This is a genomic window from Streptomyces krungchingensis (assembly GCF_054729265.1).
In genome coordinates this window covers 1,836,957-1,852,899 of sequence record NZ_JBPUKY010000001.1, presented here as the reverse complement: position 1 = coordinate 1,852,899, position 15,943 = coordinate 1,836,957, and the positions used below count along the sequence as shown (strand labels likewise).

The window sequence follows — 15,943 nt, the reverse complement described above, 5'->3', positions numbered from 1 at the left end:
CGCGCGGCGGTCCGGGTGCGACGGTGCCCTCCCCCGAGAGAGGGCACCTCACCACGCGGTGGCGAACGCCCGCGCGGGGTTCTCGGTGAGAATGCGGTCCACCAGGTCCTTGCCGACGGCGAGTTCGAGCCGCGGACGCACCCGCCGCAGCAGATACGGCATGCCCGGACCGCCGTCGACCGAGCGTGCCGCGGCGGTCGTCGTGTCACCGCCGAGCAGCAGCCGGTGGCCGAAGCCGGCCTCGGCGAGGGCCCGCAGCGCGTCGGGCATGGCCCAGTCGGTGGCGTGATGGGTGCGGGAAGGGCCGTCGAAGGCGAGGAAGGCTCCCGACCCGGCGGCCTCCCGCTGCACCACGACGTCCGGTGAGCGGTTGAGGTGGCCCAGCACCACGCGGTCCGGCGGTACCTCCAACTCGCCGCACAACAGGTCGAGTACGTCGAGGGCCCCGGTGCCCAGCTCCAGGTGGACGGCGATCGGCGCACCCGTCGCGTGGTGGGCCTCGGCCGCCGCGCCCATCGTCCAGCGGGCGTGCGCGTCCAGGGCGTGGAAACCGCCCGCGACCTTGATCAGACCGGCCCGCACCCCCGATGTGCCGATGCCCGAGCTGAGTTCGGCGACGAACACCTCGGCCAGCCTGCCGCGCAGCTCGGCGAGCAACTCCGGCCTGTAGTGCACCGCTTGGTGGAGCCCGGTCGCGGCCACCACATGGACGCCGGTGTCGCGGGCGAGCAGCGGCAGGTCCGCGGCGCGCCGCCCGAGACCGTACGGCGTCCACTGCACCACGGCGGCCCCTCCCGTGTCGCGGAACGCGGCCAGCTCGGCGCGGGCGGCCGAGGCGTCGTTCAACTCCTGGCCGGGGAGCTGCGGGCTGGCGAAGAAGAGATGGTCGTGGGCGTCGCACACCCCGAGGTCCTCGGGGCGCACGTCACCGAGGACCGTGCGCACCGTCGCGCCGGCCGTGGCGGGAGGCATGCTCACCACTGCCGTCCGCGCGGCAGCCGGTCACGCCCCGGCGCCGACATGTGCAGCACCTGATAGGTGTCGCCCGCGACCTTGGGGGAGTCGTGGTCCCACAACGAGAAGTGGACGAGCTGCCAGTGCCGCGGGTCGACGGCCGCGGCGGCACAGACCGCCCCGTCCAGCGCGGCGGTCCGCCCGGCCTCGCGCACCGCCTCCTCCATGGCCTCGGACAGCTCCACTCCGGCCTCCAGGTGCTCCCTTCGGCGCACCGCGACCCGGGCGGGGGAGCCGGCGGCACCGCCCTCCTCGTACGCCAGACCGGTCCAGTGCTGGACCACGGGCCGGCCGAAGTCGTCGACGAGCCGCTGGAACGCGCCGCCCCAGAGGAAGCGGTTCATGCCTTCGGCGGTGTTCCACAGGTAGAAGGGCGCGTACTGGTTCACCGGCGAGCCGTCCACCCCGCGCTCGCGCATCAGATACGTCTTGAAGCCGAGTCCGTCCCAGTCGTCGAGCAGGTGCCCGACCCTGGCGACACGGCCGCGGATGATGCCCATGTCGTAGTCGGCGGGGAAGGTCAGCTCGTACTGCATGGCGTGCATGCGATGCCCCTTCGGGGAGAGGTGTCGGGTCCGGGGGAGAGCGTCCGCGCGCGGTGTCAGCGCAGCGGGGTGAGCAGGGCGAGCAGTCCTCGCACCGCTGTGTCGAAGGCGGCGGGCGATCCGGACGCGCGCGCCAGCACATAGCCGCCCTGGACGGTCGCGAGGATCGTCGCGGCGATCTCCTCCGCGTCGAGCGCCGGCGCGAACTTCCCCTGCTCCTTTCCCTCTTCGACGATCCCGGCCAGGCGCTCGCGCAGCCGATCGAGGGTCTCGTCGACGGGCGCGCGCAGTTCGTCGCTCGCGATCACCTCCGGATCCATCGTCAGCCGCCCGACGGGGCAGCCGCGCAGCACGTCGCGCTCGCGGCGCAGATACGCCTCGATGCGCTCGTACGGTGACCCCGGCGCGCTCAGCACGGCCTCCGCGCCCGCCCACATCTCCTCGGCGGTGCGCCGGATCGCGGCGAGGGCCAGGTCGGGCTTGCCCTTGAAGTGGTGGTACATGCTGCCCTGGCCGGCGCCCGCGCGCTCCAGGATGGCCTTGGGGCTCGTGCCCACGTAACCGCGCTCCCACAGCAGCTCGCGAGTGGACTCGATCAGTCGCTCCTGGGTGCTCATGACCTCACTGTACATACTGATAGGTACAGAGTCGAGGTCGTGCAGGGAGCAGCCGACGGCACCCCGCGTACTCCCGGGGAGGTACGCGTACGGCCGCTGGCCGTACGACGACTCGGACCCCCTCCCGGAGCCAGTCTCGATGCATCGCAACGAACCCATCGCATCCCACCGAGGAGATGACCCGAGATGCAGACCCTGGCGAACTGGGACGGCGGGCCCGGCCCGTGGATCCTCTTCTTCCCGCTGATCTGGGCGGCCGTCGTGATCGGCGTCGTGACCGTCCTGCGCCGCACCGCCTGGCGCGGCCGGCGTGGCCCGTGGCGCGGGACGGGCGCCTTCGGCCCCGCCGACGGCCGTCCGGTCGGCGACGAGCCGATCGCCGTGCTCGGCCGCCGCTTCGCCTCCGGCGAGATCGACGAGGACGAGTACTGGCGCCGCTTCTCCGTCCTCGACGAGCAGTTCGGCCGCACGGGCAAGGGCGGTGCGGCGTGACCACCACCACCGCCACCCGGGACGCGGCCCGCGTCACCGACGCCGTCAAGGTGTACGGCAGCGGGGACACCGCCGTGCGGGCCCTGGACGGGGTGAGCGTCGGCTTCCCGGCCGGCCGCTTCACCGCGATCATGGGGCCCTCGGGCTCCGGCAAGTCCACCCTCATGCACTGCGCGGCCGGCCTGGACACCCTGACCTCGGGCACCGCCCGCATCGGCGGCACCGACCTGGGCTCCCTCGACGACCGCCGTCTGACCCTGCTGCGCCGCGACCGCATCGGCTTCGTCTTCCAGGCCTTCAACCTGGTCCCGACGCTGACCGTCGCGGAGAACATCACCCTGCCCATGGACCTCGCCGGGACCAAGGGCTCGCGCGACTGGATCGACGCCCTCGTCGACGTGGTCGGGCTGCGCGACCGGCTCCACCACCGCCCCGCCGAGCTCTCCGGTGGGCAGCAGCAACGCGTCGCCGTGGCAAGGGCGTTCGCCGGACAGCCGGACGTCGTCTTCGCCGACGAGCCCACCGGCAACCTCGACTCCCGCTCCGGCGAGGAGGTCCTGAACCTCCTCGGCCGCGCGGTGCGCCAGATGGACCGCACCGTCGTCATGGTCACGCACGACCCGGTCGCCGCCGCACACGCCGACGAGGTCGTCTTCCTCGCCGACGGACGCCTCGTGGACCGCATGGAGGCGCCGACGGCCGACAGGGTCCTCGACCGGATGAAGGCCTTCGACGCCAAGGGGGCACCGTCATGAACGCCGCGCTCCGCATCAGCGTGTCCTCCCTGAGGGCACACAAGCGCCGCTTCGCCGGCACCTTCTTCGCCGCTTCCTCGGCGTCGCCTTCCTGGCCGGAACCCTCGTCATGGGTGACACGCTGCGCGCCGGCTTCGACTCGATGTTCGGCAACGCGGCCGCGGGCACCGACGCCGTCGTCCGCAGCGCCGACACCATCACGACACCCGGCGAGAGCCAGGGCGTACGCCGGCCCGTCGACACCGCCCTGGTGAAGACCGTCGAACGGACCCCTGGGGTCGCCGCCGCGGCGCCCGACATCCAGGGAGCGGGCCAACTCGTCGGCTCCGACGGCGAACCCGTCGGCGGCCAGGGCCCGCCCACCCTCGCGGGCAACTGGATCGCCGACCCGCGGCTCAACGCCTACCGGCTCGCCGAGGGTCGTGCCCCCGCGAAGTCCGGCGAGGTCGTCGTCAACCGGGGAGCCGCCGAGAAGGGTCACCTGAAGATCGGTGACACGACGACCCTGCGCACGCCCGACCCCGTCCCGGTCACGATCGTGGGCCTCGCCACCTTCGGCGGCGAGGACGGCATGGCGCAGGTGACCTTCACGGGAATGACGCAGGGCGACGCCGAGAAGTACCTCACGGCGAAGCCCGGCGAGGCGGCGAGCATCCGCGTGCGGGCGGGCCCGGGTGTCGATCAGCGCACCCTCGTCAGGGACCTGGAACCCGTCCTGCCCGAGGGAGTCGAGGCGATCACCGGCCAGGAGTCGGCGCAGGAGAACACCGACATGATCTCCAGTCAGTTCCTGACCCTCTTCACCACCTTCCTGCTCGTCTTCTCCGGCATCGCGCTCCTCGTCGCGACCTTCTCCATCCACAACACCTTCGCGATCGTCGTCGCCCAACGCGCCCGTGAGAACGCCCTGTTGCGTGCTCTCGGGGCCTCCCGCCGCCAGGTGACCGTCTCGACCCTCGCCGAGGCGAGCGCCGTCGCCGTGATCGCCTCGGTCGTGGGACTCGCGGGCGGCGTCGGCATCGCCGCCGGCCTCCAGGCACTGTTCCCGGCCATCGGATTCCCCTTCCCGGAGGGGGAGTTGGTGATCGGGACCCTGTCCATGCTGCTGCCGCTCGCGGTCGGCGTCGTGGTCTGCCTCGGTTCCGCGCTGCTCCCTGCCGTCCGCGCCGGGCGCACCGCGCCGCTCGCCGCCCTGCGGGAGACGTCGGTCGACCGGTCCGGGACCTCGCGCACGCGTGCCGTGGCCGGTGGCGGTCTGGCCGCGCTGGCCCTCGGCAGCACCCTCACCGGTGTACTGGCGGATCCGTCCCTGTGGCTCGCCGGGCTCGGCGCGGTGCTGGCCCTCGCCGCCTTCGTGGTGCTCGGCCCGGTCGCGTCCACGACCGCCGTACGGATCCTCGGCAGCCCCCTCGACACACTGCGCGGCGTCACCGGGGGACTCGCCCGGCGCAACGCCCTGCGCAGCCCCGGACGGACCGCCGCCACCGCGAGCGCGCTGATGATCGGCGTCGCCGTCGTCTCGCTCTTCACGGTCTTCGGCGCCTCCCTCAAGGCCACCATGGACCAGACCGCCGCCCGGTCCTTCGCGGGCGACGTGGCCGTGAGCACCCCGTCGTTCGGCGCCGGAGGCAGCGGCCTGAGCCCGAAGCTGGCCCCGGAGATCGCCCGGCAGCCCACCGTCGAAACCGCCGTCGGCCTGGGCCGCGGCGTCGCCGAGGTCAACGGCAGCGGACGTGCCCTCACCGTCACCGATCCGGTCGCACTCGGCAAGGTCTTCGACCTCGGCGAGGTCCGCGGCTCCCTGGCCGGCCTGGGCACCGACGGCATCGCGGTCACCGAGCAGGAGGCCGACCGGCAGCACCTCAGGACCGGCGGCACGGCCCGGCTCACCTTCACCGACGGCGAGCAGCGGGACTTCACCGTCCGCGCCGTCTACGGCCGGTCCGAACTGGCGGGCGACTACATCATCACCCGCGCGGCCTGGGCCCCGCACCGCATCCAGGACTCCGACACCCTCGTCGCGGTCTCGTTCAAGGACGGGGTGAGCACGGCCGACGGCAGGGCGGCGGTGGAAAAGGTCGCCCAGAGGTTCGGCAACCCCGAGGTGCAGACCCGCGACGAGTACGCGCAGTCCTCGGCCGGCGGCATCGACATGATGCTGACGCTCGTCTACGCACTGCTCGCCCTCGCCGTGCTCATCGCTCTGCTCGGCATCGCCAACACCCTCACGCTCGCGGTCCACGAACGCACCCGTGAACTGGGCCTGCTGAGGGCGGTCGGACAGACCCGGGCCCAGCTGCGCGCCATGGTCCGCTGGGAGTCGGTCCTCGTGGCCGCCTTCGGCACGGCGGGCGGACTCGCTCTCGGCGCCTTCCTCGGCTGGGTGCTCGTCAAGGCGTCCGACGGCGCGTCGGACAGCAGCTTCGCCTTCGCGATGCCGCCCGTGCAGCTGGTCGTGGTGGCGCTGGTGGGCCTCGCCGCCGGAGCCCTCGCGGGCCTGCGCCCGGCGCGAAGGGCCGCACGCCTGGACGTGCTGCGCGCCATCGCCACCGAGTGAGCCGCTGAAGGGCGTACGGCCCCGGCGGCGGGGTGTGCCGCAGGAGGCCGAACGGCGCACGTGCTCCCGCGATGTGCGAGAGGTTGTTCACCGCCCGGTCAGCCGGCAACGGCTGACCGGGCGGGAGTGTGTTCCGGCCGGAGCCCGTCGACGGTCTGGCGGAGCGCGGTCGCGCGGGCGGCGTCGTAGGGGGTGCGGGCGGGCGCGGCCACCGCGGGCGCCGCGATCACGGGCGTCGTCGCCGGCGCCGCGGGCGCCGGGAGCGTGAACCACACGACCTTGCCCGACTCGCCCTCGGGCCGCACACCCCAGCTCTCGCTCACCGCGGCGACCATGGCGAGGCCACGGCCACAGGTGGAGGTGGGGTCCACGTCCCGCACCTCGGGCAGGCGGGGGTCGTGGTCGTACACCGAGACCGTGAGCCGGTCGAGCAGCAGCTCGATGCTCACGGTGCACAGCTTGTCGGGCTGGGCGTGCTGATGGACGTTGGACAGCAGCTCGGTCACGCCGAGCGCGGCCCGGTCTATCAGGGCGTCCATATGCCAGTAGCGCAACTGCGCAGATACGATTCTGCGGACCTGGCCGATCCGCGACGGCAGGGCTTGGAGCTCCACCGTGCAATGCCTGCTTGGCTCGCTGATCACGGCTGCGACTCCCCGAATTGAGGTCCGGAAGAAGGCGGAGATCGGATCCAGCAGAGTGGCTGAGTGGAACGGCCGCCTGCTGTGGTGGCCGGCGGGCTGGTTCGCAGCGTTATCGCCGGTAAACCCAGAGTGATGTGAGAACAGCGTGACTCAGGGGGTGCGGTCCCGCAACTCGCGGCGCTGTCAGTCGCCTACGCCGTGTGCGTCCACCTGGGCCGACCGCCCTCGTGTACTGCTTCGGATGCTGTGTCCTGAGGTGCCGACCGGCTCGGGTCCCGCGGTGCCGCCGGTCCGTTCCGGGTGCCCTTTTCGTTCCTCTGTCCCGAGGCTGCGGAGCCCCGCGGCCGCGCGGCGGGAGGAGACCGGGAGCCGTGCCCTGCGGCCGTTCGGCCCGCCGCGGCCGGGCTGCTGCCGTCCGACCGCTGTGCGCTCCGGGTCGTGGCCCGGGTGTGCCGCCGGGTGCCGCTTCAGCCGCTGCGCCCTGCCGCCTTGCGCACCGCCTCGATGAAACGGCGCGCCGAGGGCGGCCCCGGAGCGCCGGGCGCGGGGTCGTGCTCGCCGAGGGTGAGCGAGTAGCGGGTGCCGTTGACGTCCGCCAACGCGCGGTCCTCGTGCGCGAACCACGGCTTGGACGCGCGCACCGCCTGCACGGGAGCGCTGTCGATCTCGCTGCCGTAGCTGGTGAGCAGTTGCAGCCTGCCGTCGCTGATCCGGACCTGTCCCGCCCGGGTGAGCGAGCGCAGCCTCTTCCCGATCCGCACGCCCGTGGCCGTGAACTCCGGCTCCGCCATGTGCCCCGCCCCCTTGTGCGCTTCGGCTCTGCCCTGTCGCGGTCCCGCGTCGATCCGTGATCCAGTGTGCACCGCACCGGACCGTGGTCCCGCGCCGCGGGCGGCACGCGGGACGCTTCCGTGCGGTGCAGTCTGCCCGCAGGTTGCGGCGAGCACCAGTGCGCATGACGGTCCGGTGGTCGCGACGGGAGCGCGCGCCGGTGTGCGCCCCCATGACCGCACGGCCCGCTCCCCAGGCCCGTCTTTGAGGTGCTCAAAGGTGTGTTTATGCAGGTGAGAAGCGTGTGGAAGCTGATTATGATCGAGGTGTCCGACACGGTTGAACGGCGTCGGCGCGATGCGTAAGGAGCCCCGCCGTGAGCACCCCTCCCCAGCAGATCCGGACCGGCGCAACCCTCGACGTCGACCGTAGCGACGCGGACTACCGGGCCTGGCTGAAAGAAGCCGTCCGCAAGGTCCAGGCGGACGCGAACCGCTCGGCCGACACACACTTGCTGCGCTTCCCGCTGCCCGAGAAGTGGGGCATCGACCTCTACTTGAAGGACGAGTCGACCCACCCCACCGGTAGCCTCAAGCACCGGCTCGCCCGCTCGCTGTTCCTGTACGGGCTGTGCAACGGGTGGATCCGTCCAGGCCGCCCCGTCATCGAGGCCTCCAGCGGTTCGACCGCCGTCTCCGAGGCCTATTTCGCCAAGCTCATCGGGGTGCCGTTCATCGCGGTCATGCCGCGCACGACGAGCGCGGAGAAGTGCCGCCTGATCGAATTCCACGGCGGGCAATGCCACTTCGTGGACGACTCGCGCAAGATGTACGAGGAGTCGGCCGCGCTCGCGGTCGAGACCGGTGGTCACTACATGGACCAGTTCACCTACGCGGAACGGGCCACGGACTGGCGCGGCAACAACAACATCGCCGAATCCATCTTCCGTCAGCTGGAGTTGGAGCGCTTCCCGGAACCCGCGTGGATCGTCGCCACGGCCGGCACGGGCGGCACCTCGGCCACCCTCGCTCGCTACGTCCACTACATGCAGTACGACACCCGTATCTGCGTCGCCGACCCGGACAACTCCTGCTTCTTCGAGGGCTGGACCACCGGTGATCCCGAGGTCACCTGCGACTGCGGCTCGCGGATCGAGGGCATCGGCCGGCCGCGCATGGAGCCGAGCTTCGTGCCCGGCGCCATCGACCGGATGATGAAGGTGCCGGACGCTGCGAGCGTCGCCGCCGTACGCGCCCTGGAACAGGCCATCGGACGCAAGGCCGGCGGCTCGACCGGCACCGGCCTGTGGAGCGCCCTGAAGATCGTCGCCGAGATGGTGGCCGAGGGACGGAAGGGGAGCGTGGTGACGCTCCTGTGCGATCCCGGGGACCGGTATCTCGACAAGTACTACTCCGACGAGTGGCTGGCCGAACAGGGACTGGACATCGAGCCGTACACGGCGGCGATCACGTCCCTGCTGGAGACGGGCGTCTGGCCGGACTGACGGCACGGGGCCGCGCCGGCGGCATCGGGAGCCAGGGCGGGCGTGGGGGCCGACCCGACGGCACGGGTGGCGGGGCCCGCGGCACGGGCGGGCCGGCCGGACCGCGGCACCGGGCGCGCCGCCGGTGGATGTCGCACCGTGGGTGGCGAGCGGGGCGCGGCCGTCAGGCCGGGGCACGTCAGCCCCCTACGGTGCTGTCGCCGCGTCCGGCCGTCACGGCGTAGGCCTGGGCTTCGCGCCGATCGGCGGCACGGCGCACCTCGAACCTTCGGCTCCGCACTGACGGGCGGCACGGCGCACACCGAACCCTCGGCTCCGCACTGACGGGCGGCACGGCGCACACCGAACCCTCGGCTCCGCACCGACGGGCCGTACAGCGGACACCGTCGCCCCGCCACCGCGTCGGGCGACGTCCGTCGACGTCAGGCGGGCGCCGACGCCAAGCGGCGGTCCAAGGCCGTCACCGCGTCACGGAAGGCGCGGCCGAGACCCGCGCGGCCGAGCGTGAGAGCCGCTCTGAACAGAGCCGTCCCGTCCGCCGCGAAGGTCCACTGCACCCGGGTGCCCGACGGGTCGGGGGAGAGCAGCCACTCCTCGACGAGCGCACGCAGCCCCGGCGCGTTCGTGGTGTCCACCCGGTACGCGTACACCTCCGGCGCCCGGGATGTCAGGACCGACTCGATGAAGCGGATGCCGCCCCTGAGCCGGACCTCGCGGCCGGCGCCGTCCGCGACGGGCCGGGCGAGCGTCACCGCCGAGAACCACTCGCTCCAGCCGGGCACGTCCTTTGAGAGTGCGTGGAAGACGGCTTCGGGAGGAGCCTTCACCACCCGCGCGAACACCAGACGCAGCGGTGCGGTCTCGACGAAGTCGGGTCCCACGGGACGCAGACGGCGTGCCATGAACGAAACCCCCTAGCGGGAACGGAGTCCCGGGTGGCAGTCAGCGGGCGATGACCAGTGCGCACCCGCCCCACCGGCCGCTCGGGCGGCGGCGTCCGCCGTGCGATCGGCACAGCGGCGGCGGCGTGGGCCACGTCACCATAGCTGTCGGACCGTCAGATGTCTGTACCGTCTCCGGGCTCACCGGCCACCACCAGGCGCCTGAGGTGTTCCGCGATCTCCACACGCGCCGCCGCGGGCATCCCGGCATCGGTGACCAGCGTGTCGACCTGATCGAGCGCGGCGAACGAACTCAGGCCCACCGTGCCCCACTTCGTGTGGTCGGCGACCACGACGACGCGGCGCGCGGACTGTACGAGCCGCCGGTTCGTCTCGGCCTCCGCGAGGTTCGGAGTCGACAGACCCGCCTCGATCGATATGCCGTGCACGCCGAGGAACAGCACGTCGAAGTGGAGAGCCCCGATGGCCTGATCGGCCACGGGCCCGACCAGGGAGTCGGACGGTGTACGCACACCACCGGTCAGGACGACCGTCGCGGCCCCGGGCCGCTGGCCCGACGTGCGCTGCGCCGTGTGGAACACGTCCGCGACCCGCACCGAGTTGGTGACCACCGTCAGGTCCGGGACGTCGAGGAGCTGATGCGCCAGCGCGTACGTCGTCGTACCGCCCGAGAGCGCGATCGCCGAGCCCGGCGCGACCAACTCGGCGGCGGCGCGCGCGATGTCCTCCTTGGCGGTCAGTTCGAGTCCGGACTTGGCCTCGAAGCCAGGCTCGTGCGTGCTCGCCTCGACCACCGGCACGGCACCCCCGTGCACCTTCTCCACGACCCCCTGGCGGGCGAGGGCGTCGAGGTCGCGGCGGACCGTCATGTCGGAGACGCCGAGCCTGCGCGTCAACTCGTTCACACGGACGCCACCGCGGCGGCGCACCTCGTCCAGGATCAGGGCGCGGCGCTGCTCCGCGAGGAGGTTCTGATTCTCACTCACGTCCGCTCCGGTCCTTTCGCCGCACACTGTCCGACACTCCGTCCGAACCCACTCCCACGTGGACATTCTCCTTGTCCGAGGTCTGGAGGACGCCCCATCCTCGCACGGGTCACCGACAGTCGCTCCACTGCCCGCACGGACATCGGGAGCGCACCCCGCGGCGCGACTGTCACACGTATCGGGGAGATTCGGTGACTACGCGTGTGCACACCCCGCGGAGTGGAGATCCTGGTGCCGGCACACGACGCATGCGACACACGCGGCACGGGGGAAGTGCGAAACAGTGGAACGTGCAAGGGAACATGCCTCGACGGGGGAGCCGGACACCCCCGCGCAGCGGACCGCGGCAGGCGGAGCCGCCCTGGAACTCCTGGTCCACGGGGTGGGCGGCACGACACCCGAGGTGATGCTGAACGATCCACGGACGGTCCGGGTCACCGGGGACGAGACGGCCGCCGTCTACCGCCGCGTCGACGACGCGGATGCGGAACGGCGTCCCGACGAGCATCGGGACGGGCCGGTGCGCGAGGCCTACGTGTGGTGCAACCTCACGTCCGGCAACGGGACCCGCGCCCTGTGGCTGTTGCTGCTGCCGTTCATGGTCGTCAACCTCGCCCACTGGATGCGGCCCGCCACACGCGGACGCACGCGTACCGTCCGCCTCTACGGCCTCCTCGTGCGCCTCGCCGCGCTGAGCCTGACCGTGCTCCTGGTGGCCGCCGTGTGCGAGGTCGCCCTCGACCTCACCGCCTGGCAGTGCGCGGGCACGCGCGCGTGCGCCCGCGAGCACACATGGCTCGGGTTCCTCTCACCGACCGTGTCAGGCGGCGGATGGTGGAGCCAGCCGGGCCGCCGGCTCGCCCTCGCCGGTCTCGTGCCCGCCGCGCTGACCGGGCTGCTGTGGTACCTGTCGCACCGCACCTGGAGCGCCTACGAGTCGCACCGGCCGATGAGCCGCACCGCGGAGCCCGCCGAGGAGACCGGCCGTACGGGACTCGGCCGTCCCGGCTTCTGGTACGGGCGCCGTCTGGTGGCCCGACTGCGCGCCGCCCACACGGCGGCGGGCTTCCTGACCGTCGCCGCGGCGGTCGGCAGCTCCGCCGCCCGCCACGACCGAAGGCCCGGCGGGCCCGCCGTCCTCGACGCGCTGGGCACGCTCCTGGAGGCCACGCTCGTGGTGGGCACCTTCTTCGTGCTGTGGGTGGTCTGCCGACGCGGACGCAGCGAGAACCGGCTCGACAAGGAGCTGGACCACGTGCTCGTGCGCAGGCTGCCCGTCGGATCGCTCGTCCTCCTCGTCCTCACCTCGGTGTACGCCGGCTGGTCCCGGCCGGCTGGCGTTCCACGGGACGGCTGCCCGGCGACCTGACGTTCGGCGCCATCGCCTTCCTGCAGGGCCTGATCGTCATCGCCCTGTGCGGGGTGGCCCACACCCTGTACCGCACACGTCCCGACCCGCGCACCGCGATGCACGGCATCGCCGGACCCGCCGTCGCGATGCTCGCCTGCGCGCTGGGCGGCGTCATGTCCGGAGGGGTCTCCCAGCGCGTGGCCGACTGGCTGGACGGCACCCGTGACGCGCTCCCCGGCCCGCCCGTCCTGCTGACCTGGCAGGCCTCGGCGATCCCGCCGCTGCTCCTGGTGCTCCTCGTCCTCGGCGGCCGGCTCGCCCGGCACACCTGGCGGCTGCGCGACCGCGAGATGGCCGACGTCGCACTCGACCACGAGGGACAGCCACGGGACATCGCCCGTACCCGCCGCATCGCCGGCGCCCGCGCGATGGCCACGCTCACCGACCTGGCCCCCGTCATGACCGCCGTCCTGTCGTCCGTGACGCTGCTGCTCGGCGCCGCCGCCCTCGTCGGGGCCTTCGCCACCGGCGACGCCCCGGGGGACGCCGCGCAAGGTGCGTACGGCTTCGTCCGGGGCGGAGCGCAGACCGCGCAGGCGCTCGGCTCCTGGCTGATCGGCGTCGGCTTCATACTGTTCGTCACCTGGGGCCGCCGCGCCTACAAGGACCCGGCGGCCCGCCGCACCATCGGCATCCTCTGGGACGTCGGCACGTTCTGGCCGCGCGCCGCCCACCCCTTCGCACCGCCCTGCTACGCCGAGCGCGCCGTGCCCGACCTGACCTGGCGCATGGCCACGTGGATCCGCACCACCGGCGGACGGCTCGTGCTGTCCGGACACTCCCAGGGCAGTGTGCTGGCGGCCGCGGCGGCCTGGCAGCTGAAACCGTCGGTCCGCAAGCGGATCGCCCTGCTCACCTACGGCTCCCCGCTGGAGCGCCTGTACGGCCGCTGGTTCCCGGCCCACTTCGGCCCGGCCGCCCTGACCGCTCTGCATCACGAGGTCGCCTGCTGGCGCAATCTCTACCGTCCGACCGACCCCATCGGCGGCCCGGTCCTGCTGCCGGGCGACTGCGGCCCCCAGGTCGACCACGCACCCCTGAAAGACCCGCTCGCCTACGGACGGACCGAACGACACCCGCTGCCCGCGCCGATCCTCGGCCACTCCGACTACCAGGCGGACCCGGCCTTCGACGTCGAGCGGGCACGGCTGCTGAGCCGGCTGAGGCCCGATGTCCCCGCTCCCCGTCCGCAGGACGGCGGTCCTCAGGGCAGCTCCGGCAGGTCCTCCGGGTAGAGCAGCGTGAGGTCGTCGGTGTCCGGCTCCGCCAGCTGGGCGACCCGTCCCGCGTGCCGCTCGACCATCGCCTCGAAGGTCTGCCGCGCGGTGCGGCCGTTGCCGAACGCGGGGCCCTTCGGGATCGCGGTGAAGTACTTCCGCAACGCCTCGGCCGCGCCCGGGGCGAGCCGGTACTCGTGCTCCTCGGCCTGCTGCTCCACGATCCGCAGCAGCTCATCGGGCGCGTAGTCGCCGAAGGTGATGGTGCGTGAGAAACGGGACGCCACACCGGGGTTGACCGAGAGGAACCGCTCCATCTCCTCCGTGTAGCCGGCGACGATCACCACGACCGCGTCCCGGTGATCCTCCATGAGCTTCACCAGGGTGTCGATGGCCTCGCGGCCGAAGTCCCGCCCGGAGTCCTCCGGCGCCAGGGCGTACGCCTCGTCGATGAACAGGACACCGCCGCGCGCCCGGTCGAACGCCTCCTGGGTGCGGATCGCGGTGGAGCCGATGTGCTCGCCGACCAGGTCCACCCGGGACACCTCGACGAGATGGCCCTGTTCCAGGACGCCCAGCGAGGCGAGGATCTCGCCATAGAGCCGGGCCACCGTCGTCTTGCCGGTACCGGGGGAGCCGGTGAAGACCAGATGGCGGCGGACCGACGCGGCCTTGAGGCCCGCCTCCTGCCGGCGCCGTCCCACCTCGATCATGTCGGTGAGCGCCCGCACCTCCCGCTTGACGCTCTCCAGGCCCACCAGCGCGTCGAGTTCACCGAGGACCGCCTTGGACGTGCGTGCGGGCTGCGCCGGCACCTCCGCGGTGACGAGCGGCTCGTGCTCGGTGGACCGCTGGCCCGGGATGGCACCCAGCAGACCCGCCGACGGACTCGACGTCTGGACGGCCGTCTCGGGCACCGGCGGACGCAGCCCGGCGCTCTCGTCGCTCGTGCAGTCCTCGACGACCGGGCCCCCGCCGGGCGCGCCGCCGTCCGCGAACTCGTAACCCCCGCGCGCGCACCGCTCGGTGCGGCACTTCCTCAGCGTCGAACGGCAGCCGTCGATCACATGGAAGCCGTAGCCCCCGCTGTCGGTGACCCGGCAGTTGAGGAAACTGCCCCGGCCGTCGGCCGACACGTAGAAACCCGCCTCGGCGGTCGAGGTGACCGTGCAGCGCTCGATGGTGGGATCGGCGCCCTTGGTGACGATCACACCGGTCTGTGTGCCGTCGACGGTGCAGCCGGACAGGGTGCCGCCGCTGCCGTGGTCACGGAACCACGCACCCGTCGCGGCGTCCCGGATCCGGCAGTCGTCGAGTTGGGCGGTGGCGCCGTCGCTCACCGAGACCGCGGTGTTGCGTACTTGGGAGATGTCGCTGTCGACGACGTCCGCGCGGGATCCGCGGTCGAGGACGAACAGGGCGTCGGGCACGTCGTGCACACGGCAGGAGTCGAGGACCGCGGTCGCGCCGTCGCTGACCCAGACCGCCGGATAGTCGCCGGTGCTGTCGAAGATCTCGCACTGGTTGGCGTCGACGCGGGTGCCGGGGTCCCACACCGACAGGCCGTTGCGCCCGAACTGCCGCACGGTGGTGCGCGTCAGCGTGAGCACGGAACGCGAGCGCAGGTCCACCGCGTTCTCAGGGATGTCGTGGATGCGGCAGTCGGCGAGCGTGAGGACCGCGTCCGTGTCGAGCGTGACGCCGTCCGCCGTCGTGCGGTGCACGTCGCAGTCGGTGAGATGGGCCGTGGCCCGCCCCGTGATCTGCACCCCGGAGCCCTTCACCTCGTACACCTCGCAGCCCACCGCTTCGAGCGAGGAGCCCTCGCCGGTGGCGGACAGACCGGCACCGGAGGCGTGGTGCACCCGGCAGCGGTCCAGGCGCGGACGGGCGCCGCCGCGGACCGCGATCCCCGACTGGCCGGCCGCGACGACCTCGCACTCCTCGAACACCCCACCGCCGCCGTCCAGTACGGCGATGCCGATGCCGGCGGGGTTGTCGACCGTGCAACGGCGCGCGGTGGGCCGGGCACCGGACCGCACCTCGATCCCCGCCGCGGACCGCGTGACGATCCGGACGTCCAGCAGCTCGGGGGTGCCCTCCTCGACGAGCAGCGCGGGGGCGGCCGAGTCCTGGCCCTCCACGTGCAGGTCCTGGACCACGGCGGCGGCGCGCACGGTCAGCGGCACCCCGTCCACGGGGGCGATGCGCACGGAGCCGGGGGAGCCCTCGGGGCCGCGCAGTGTCACCGCGCGCTGCACCACCAGGTTCTCCCGGTAGGTGCCGGGAGCGACGGTGAGGACGTCTCCGTCGGCCGCGGCCTCCAGGGCGGCGGCCAGCGATGCGTACTCACCCGTGCGGCGCCGCCACCGCGAGGTGCCGGTGTGCGTCACCTGGACCGTGCCCTGTGCCATGGCGCTGTTGTGTCCCCACCTCGTCGTACGCGGGTCCTGCGAGGCCCTGCTGACAGCCCGTCGCCCAGGTCCCTGCCGGACAGCCTCTCACGACGGTGCCGAACTGCTCGGCCG

At 72.8% G+C, this 15,943-nt stretch carries 11 protein-coding genes and 2 pseudogenes; 5 read left to right on the top strand and 8 right to left on the bottom strand.

Going from position 1 to position 15,943, the window contains the following annotated elements; all coding sequences use genetic code 11:
* Nucleotides 1-48 precede the first annotated feature (48 nt).
* Genes ACSYGO_RS08430 through ACSYGO_RS08420 form a run of 3 tightly spaced genes read right to left on the bottom strand, consistent with a single transcriptional unit; the run spans nt 49 to nt 2,191 of the window.
* Nucleotides 49-972: a phosphotriesterase family protein gene (locus tag ACSYGO_RS08430; RefSeq protein ID WP_460386388.1), complete on the bottom strand. Its 924-nt coding sequence runs from the start codon at nt 970-972 to the stop codon at nt 49-51.
* Nucleotides 973-974: 2 nt separating this feature from the next.
* Complete coding sequence (locus tag ACSYGO_RS08425; RefSeq protein ID WP_426679252.1) at nt 975-1,559, bottom strand: DUF4865 family protein; 585 nt, start codon at nt 1,557-1,559, stop codon at nt 975-977.
* A 56-nt stretch (nt 1,560-1,615) separates the two neighbouring features.
* Nucleotides 1,616-2,191, bottom strand: coding sequence for a TetR/AcrR family transcriptional regulator (locus ACSYGO_RS08420; RefSeq protein WP_460386387.1), 576 nt, complete (start codon nt 2,189-2,191; stop codon nt 1,616-1,618).
* Between the two features lie 171 nt (nt 2,192-2,362).
* Between ACSYGO_RS08420 and ACSYGO_RS08415 the strand changes: the two genes are divergently transcribed.
* The 3 genes and pseudogenes from ACSYGO_RS08415 (at nt 2,363) to ACSYGO_RS08405 (ending at nt 5,980) form a co-directional block, all read left to right on the top strand.
* A complete protein-coding gene (locus ACSYGO_RS08415; RefSeq protein WP_460386386.1) occupies nt 2,363-2,668 on the top strand; it encodes an SHOCT domain-containing protein in 306 nt (101 codons plus the stop codon).
* On the top strand, nt 2,665-3,423 hold the full coding sequence (locus ACSYGO_RS08410; RefSeq protein WP_432187581.1) for an ABC transporter ATP-binding protein: 759 nt from the start codon (nt 2,665-2,667) through the stop codon (nt 3,421-3,423). Before ACSYGO_RS08415 ends, ACSYGO_RS08410 begins: the two co-directional genes overlap by 4 nt.
* A pseudogene (locus ACSYGO_RS08405) lies at nt 3,420-5,980 on the top strand (ABC transporter permease). The gene ACSYGO_RS08410 and the pseudogene ACSYGO_RS08405 overlap by 4 nt, the downstream one beginning before the upstream one ends.
* Before the next feature lie 98 nt (nt 5,981-6,078).
* On the opposite strand, the gene ACSYGO_RS08400 reads toward ACSYGO_RS08405, so the two are convergent.
* Nucleotides 6,079-6,624: an ATP-binding protein gene (locus ACSYGO_RS08400; RefSeq protein WP_460386385.1), complete on the bottom strand. Its 546-nt coding sequence runs from the start codon at nt 6,622-6,624 to the stop codon at nt 6,079-6,081.
* Nucleotides 6,625-7,091: 467 nt separating this feature from the next.
* The gene (locus ACSYGO_RS08395) at nt 7,092-7,415 is read right to left on the bottom strand and encodes a hypothetical protein (protein WP_028799621.1); all 324 of its coding nucleotides are present in this window, start codon (nt 7,413-7,415) and stop codon (nt 7,092-7,094) included.
* A gap of 356 nt (nt 7,416-7,771) precedes the next feature.
* Here ACSYGO_RS08395 and cds1 point away from each other — a divergent pair, with 356 nt between their 5' ends.
* The gene (gene cds1, locus ACSYGO_RS08390) at nt 7,772-8,899 is read left to right on the top strand and encodes an L-cysteine desulfhydrase Cds1 (protein ID WP_095932545.1); all 1,128 of its coding nucleotides are present in this window, start codon (nt 7,772-7,774) and stop codon (nt 8,897-8,899) included.
* 422 nt (nt 8,900-9,321) lie between these two features.
* Here the strand turns inward: cds1 and ACSYGO_RS08385 are convergent, their stop codons facing one another.
* Entirely contained in the window at nt 9,322-9,801 is a 480-nt protein-coding gene (locus ACSYGO_RS08385; protein ID WP_460386384.1) for an SRPBCC family protein, read from the bottom strand.
* A gap of 155 nt (nt 9,802-9,956) precedes the next feature.
* Nucleotides 9,957-10,787: a DeoR/GlpR family DNA-binding transcription regulator gene (locus ACSYGO_RS08380; RefSeq protein WP_426679245.1), complete on the bottom strand. Its 831-nt coding sequence runs from the start codon at nt 10,785-10,787 to the stop codon at nt 9,957-9,959.
* A gap of 283 nt (nt 10,788-11,070) precedes the next feature.
* Here ACSYGO_RS08380 and ACSYGO_RS08375 point away from each other — a divergent pair.
* Nucleotides 11,071-13,433: pseudogene (locus tag ACSYGO_RS08375) on the top strand (hypothetical protein).
* On the opposite strand, the gene ACSYGO_RS08370 reads toward ACSYGO_RS08375, so the two are convergent.
* Complete coding sequence (locus ACSYGO_RS08370) at nt 13,403-15,829, bottom strand: right-handed parallel beta-helix repeat-containing protein (RefSeq protein WP_460386383.1); 2,427 nt, start codon at nt 15,827-15,829, stop codon at nt 13,403-13,405. The pseudogene ACSYGO_RS08375 and the gene ACSYGO_RS08370 sit on opposite strands and share 31 nt — an antisense overlap.
* Between the last annotated feature and the right edge of the window lie 114 nt (nt 15,830-15,943).

Coding starts and splice junctions, on each gene's coding strand:
- ACSYGO_RS08430 (WP_460386388.1), bottom strand. CDS start 972: ATGCCTCCCGCCACGGCCGGCGCGACGGTGCGCACGGTCCTCGGTGAC.
- ACSYGO_RS08425 (WP_426679252.1), bottom strand. CDS start 1,559: ATGCACGCCATGCAGTACGAGCTGACCTTCCCCGCCGACTACGACATG.
- ACSYGO_RS08420 (WP_460386387.1), bottom strand. CDS start 2,191: ATGTACAGTGAGGTCATGAGCACCCAGGAGCGACTGATCGAGTCCACT.
- ACSYGO_RS08415 (WP_460386386.1), top strand. CDS start 2,363: ATGCAGACCCTGGCGAACTGGGACGGCGGGCCCGGCCCGTGGATCCTC.
- ACSYGO_RS08395 (WP_028799621.1), bottom strand. CDS start 7,415: ATGGCGGAGCCGGAGTTCACGGCCACGGGCGTGCGGATCGGGAAGAGG.
- ACSYGO_RS08385 (WP_460386384.1), bottom strand. CDS start 9,801: ATGGCACGCCGTCTGCGTCCCGTGGGACCCGACTTCGTCGAGACCGCA.
- ACSYGO_RS08370 (WP_460386383.1), bottom strand. CDS start 15,829: ATGGCACAGGGCACGGTCCAGGTGACGCACACCGGCACCTCGCGGTGG.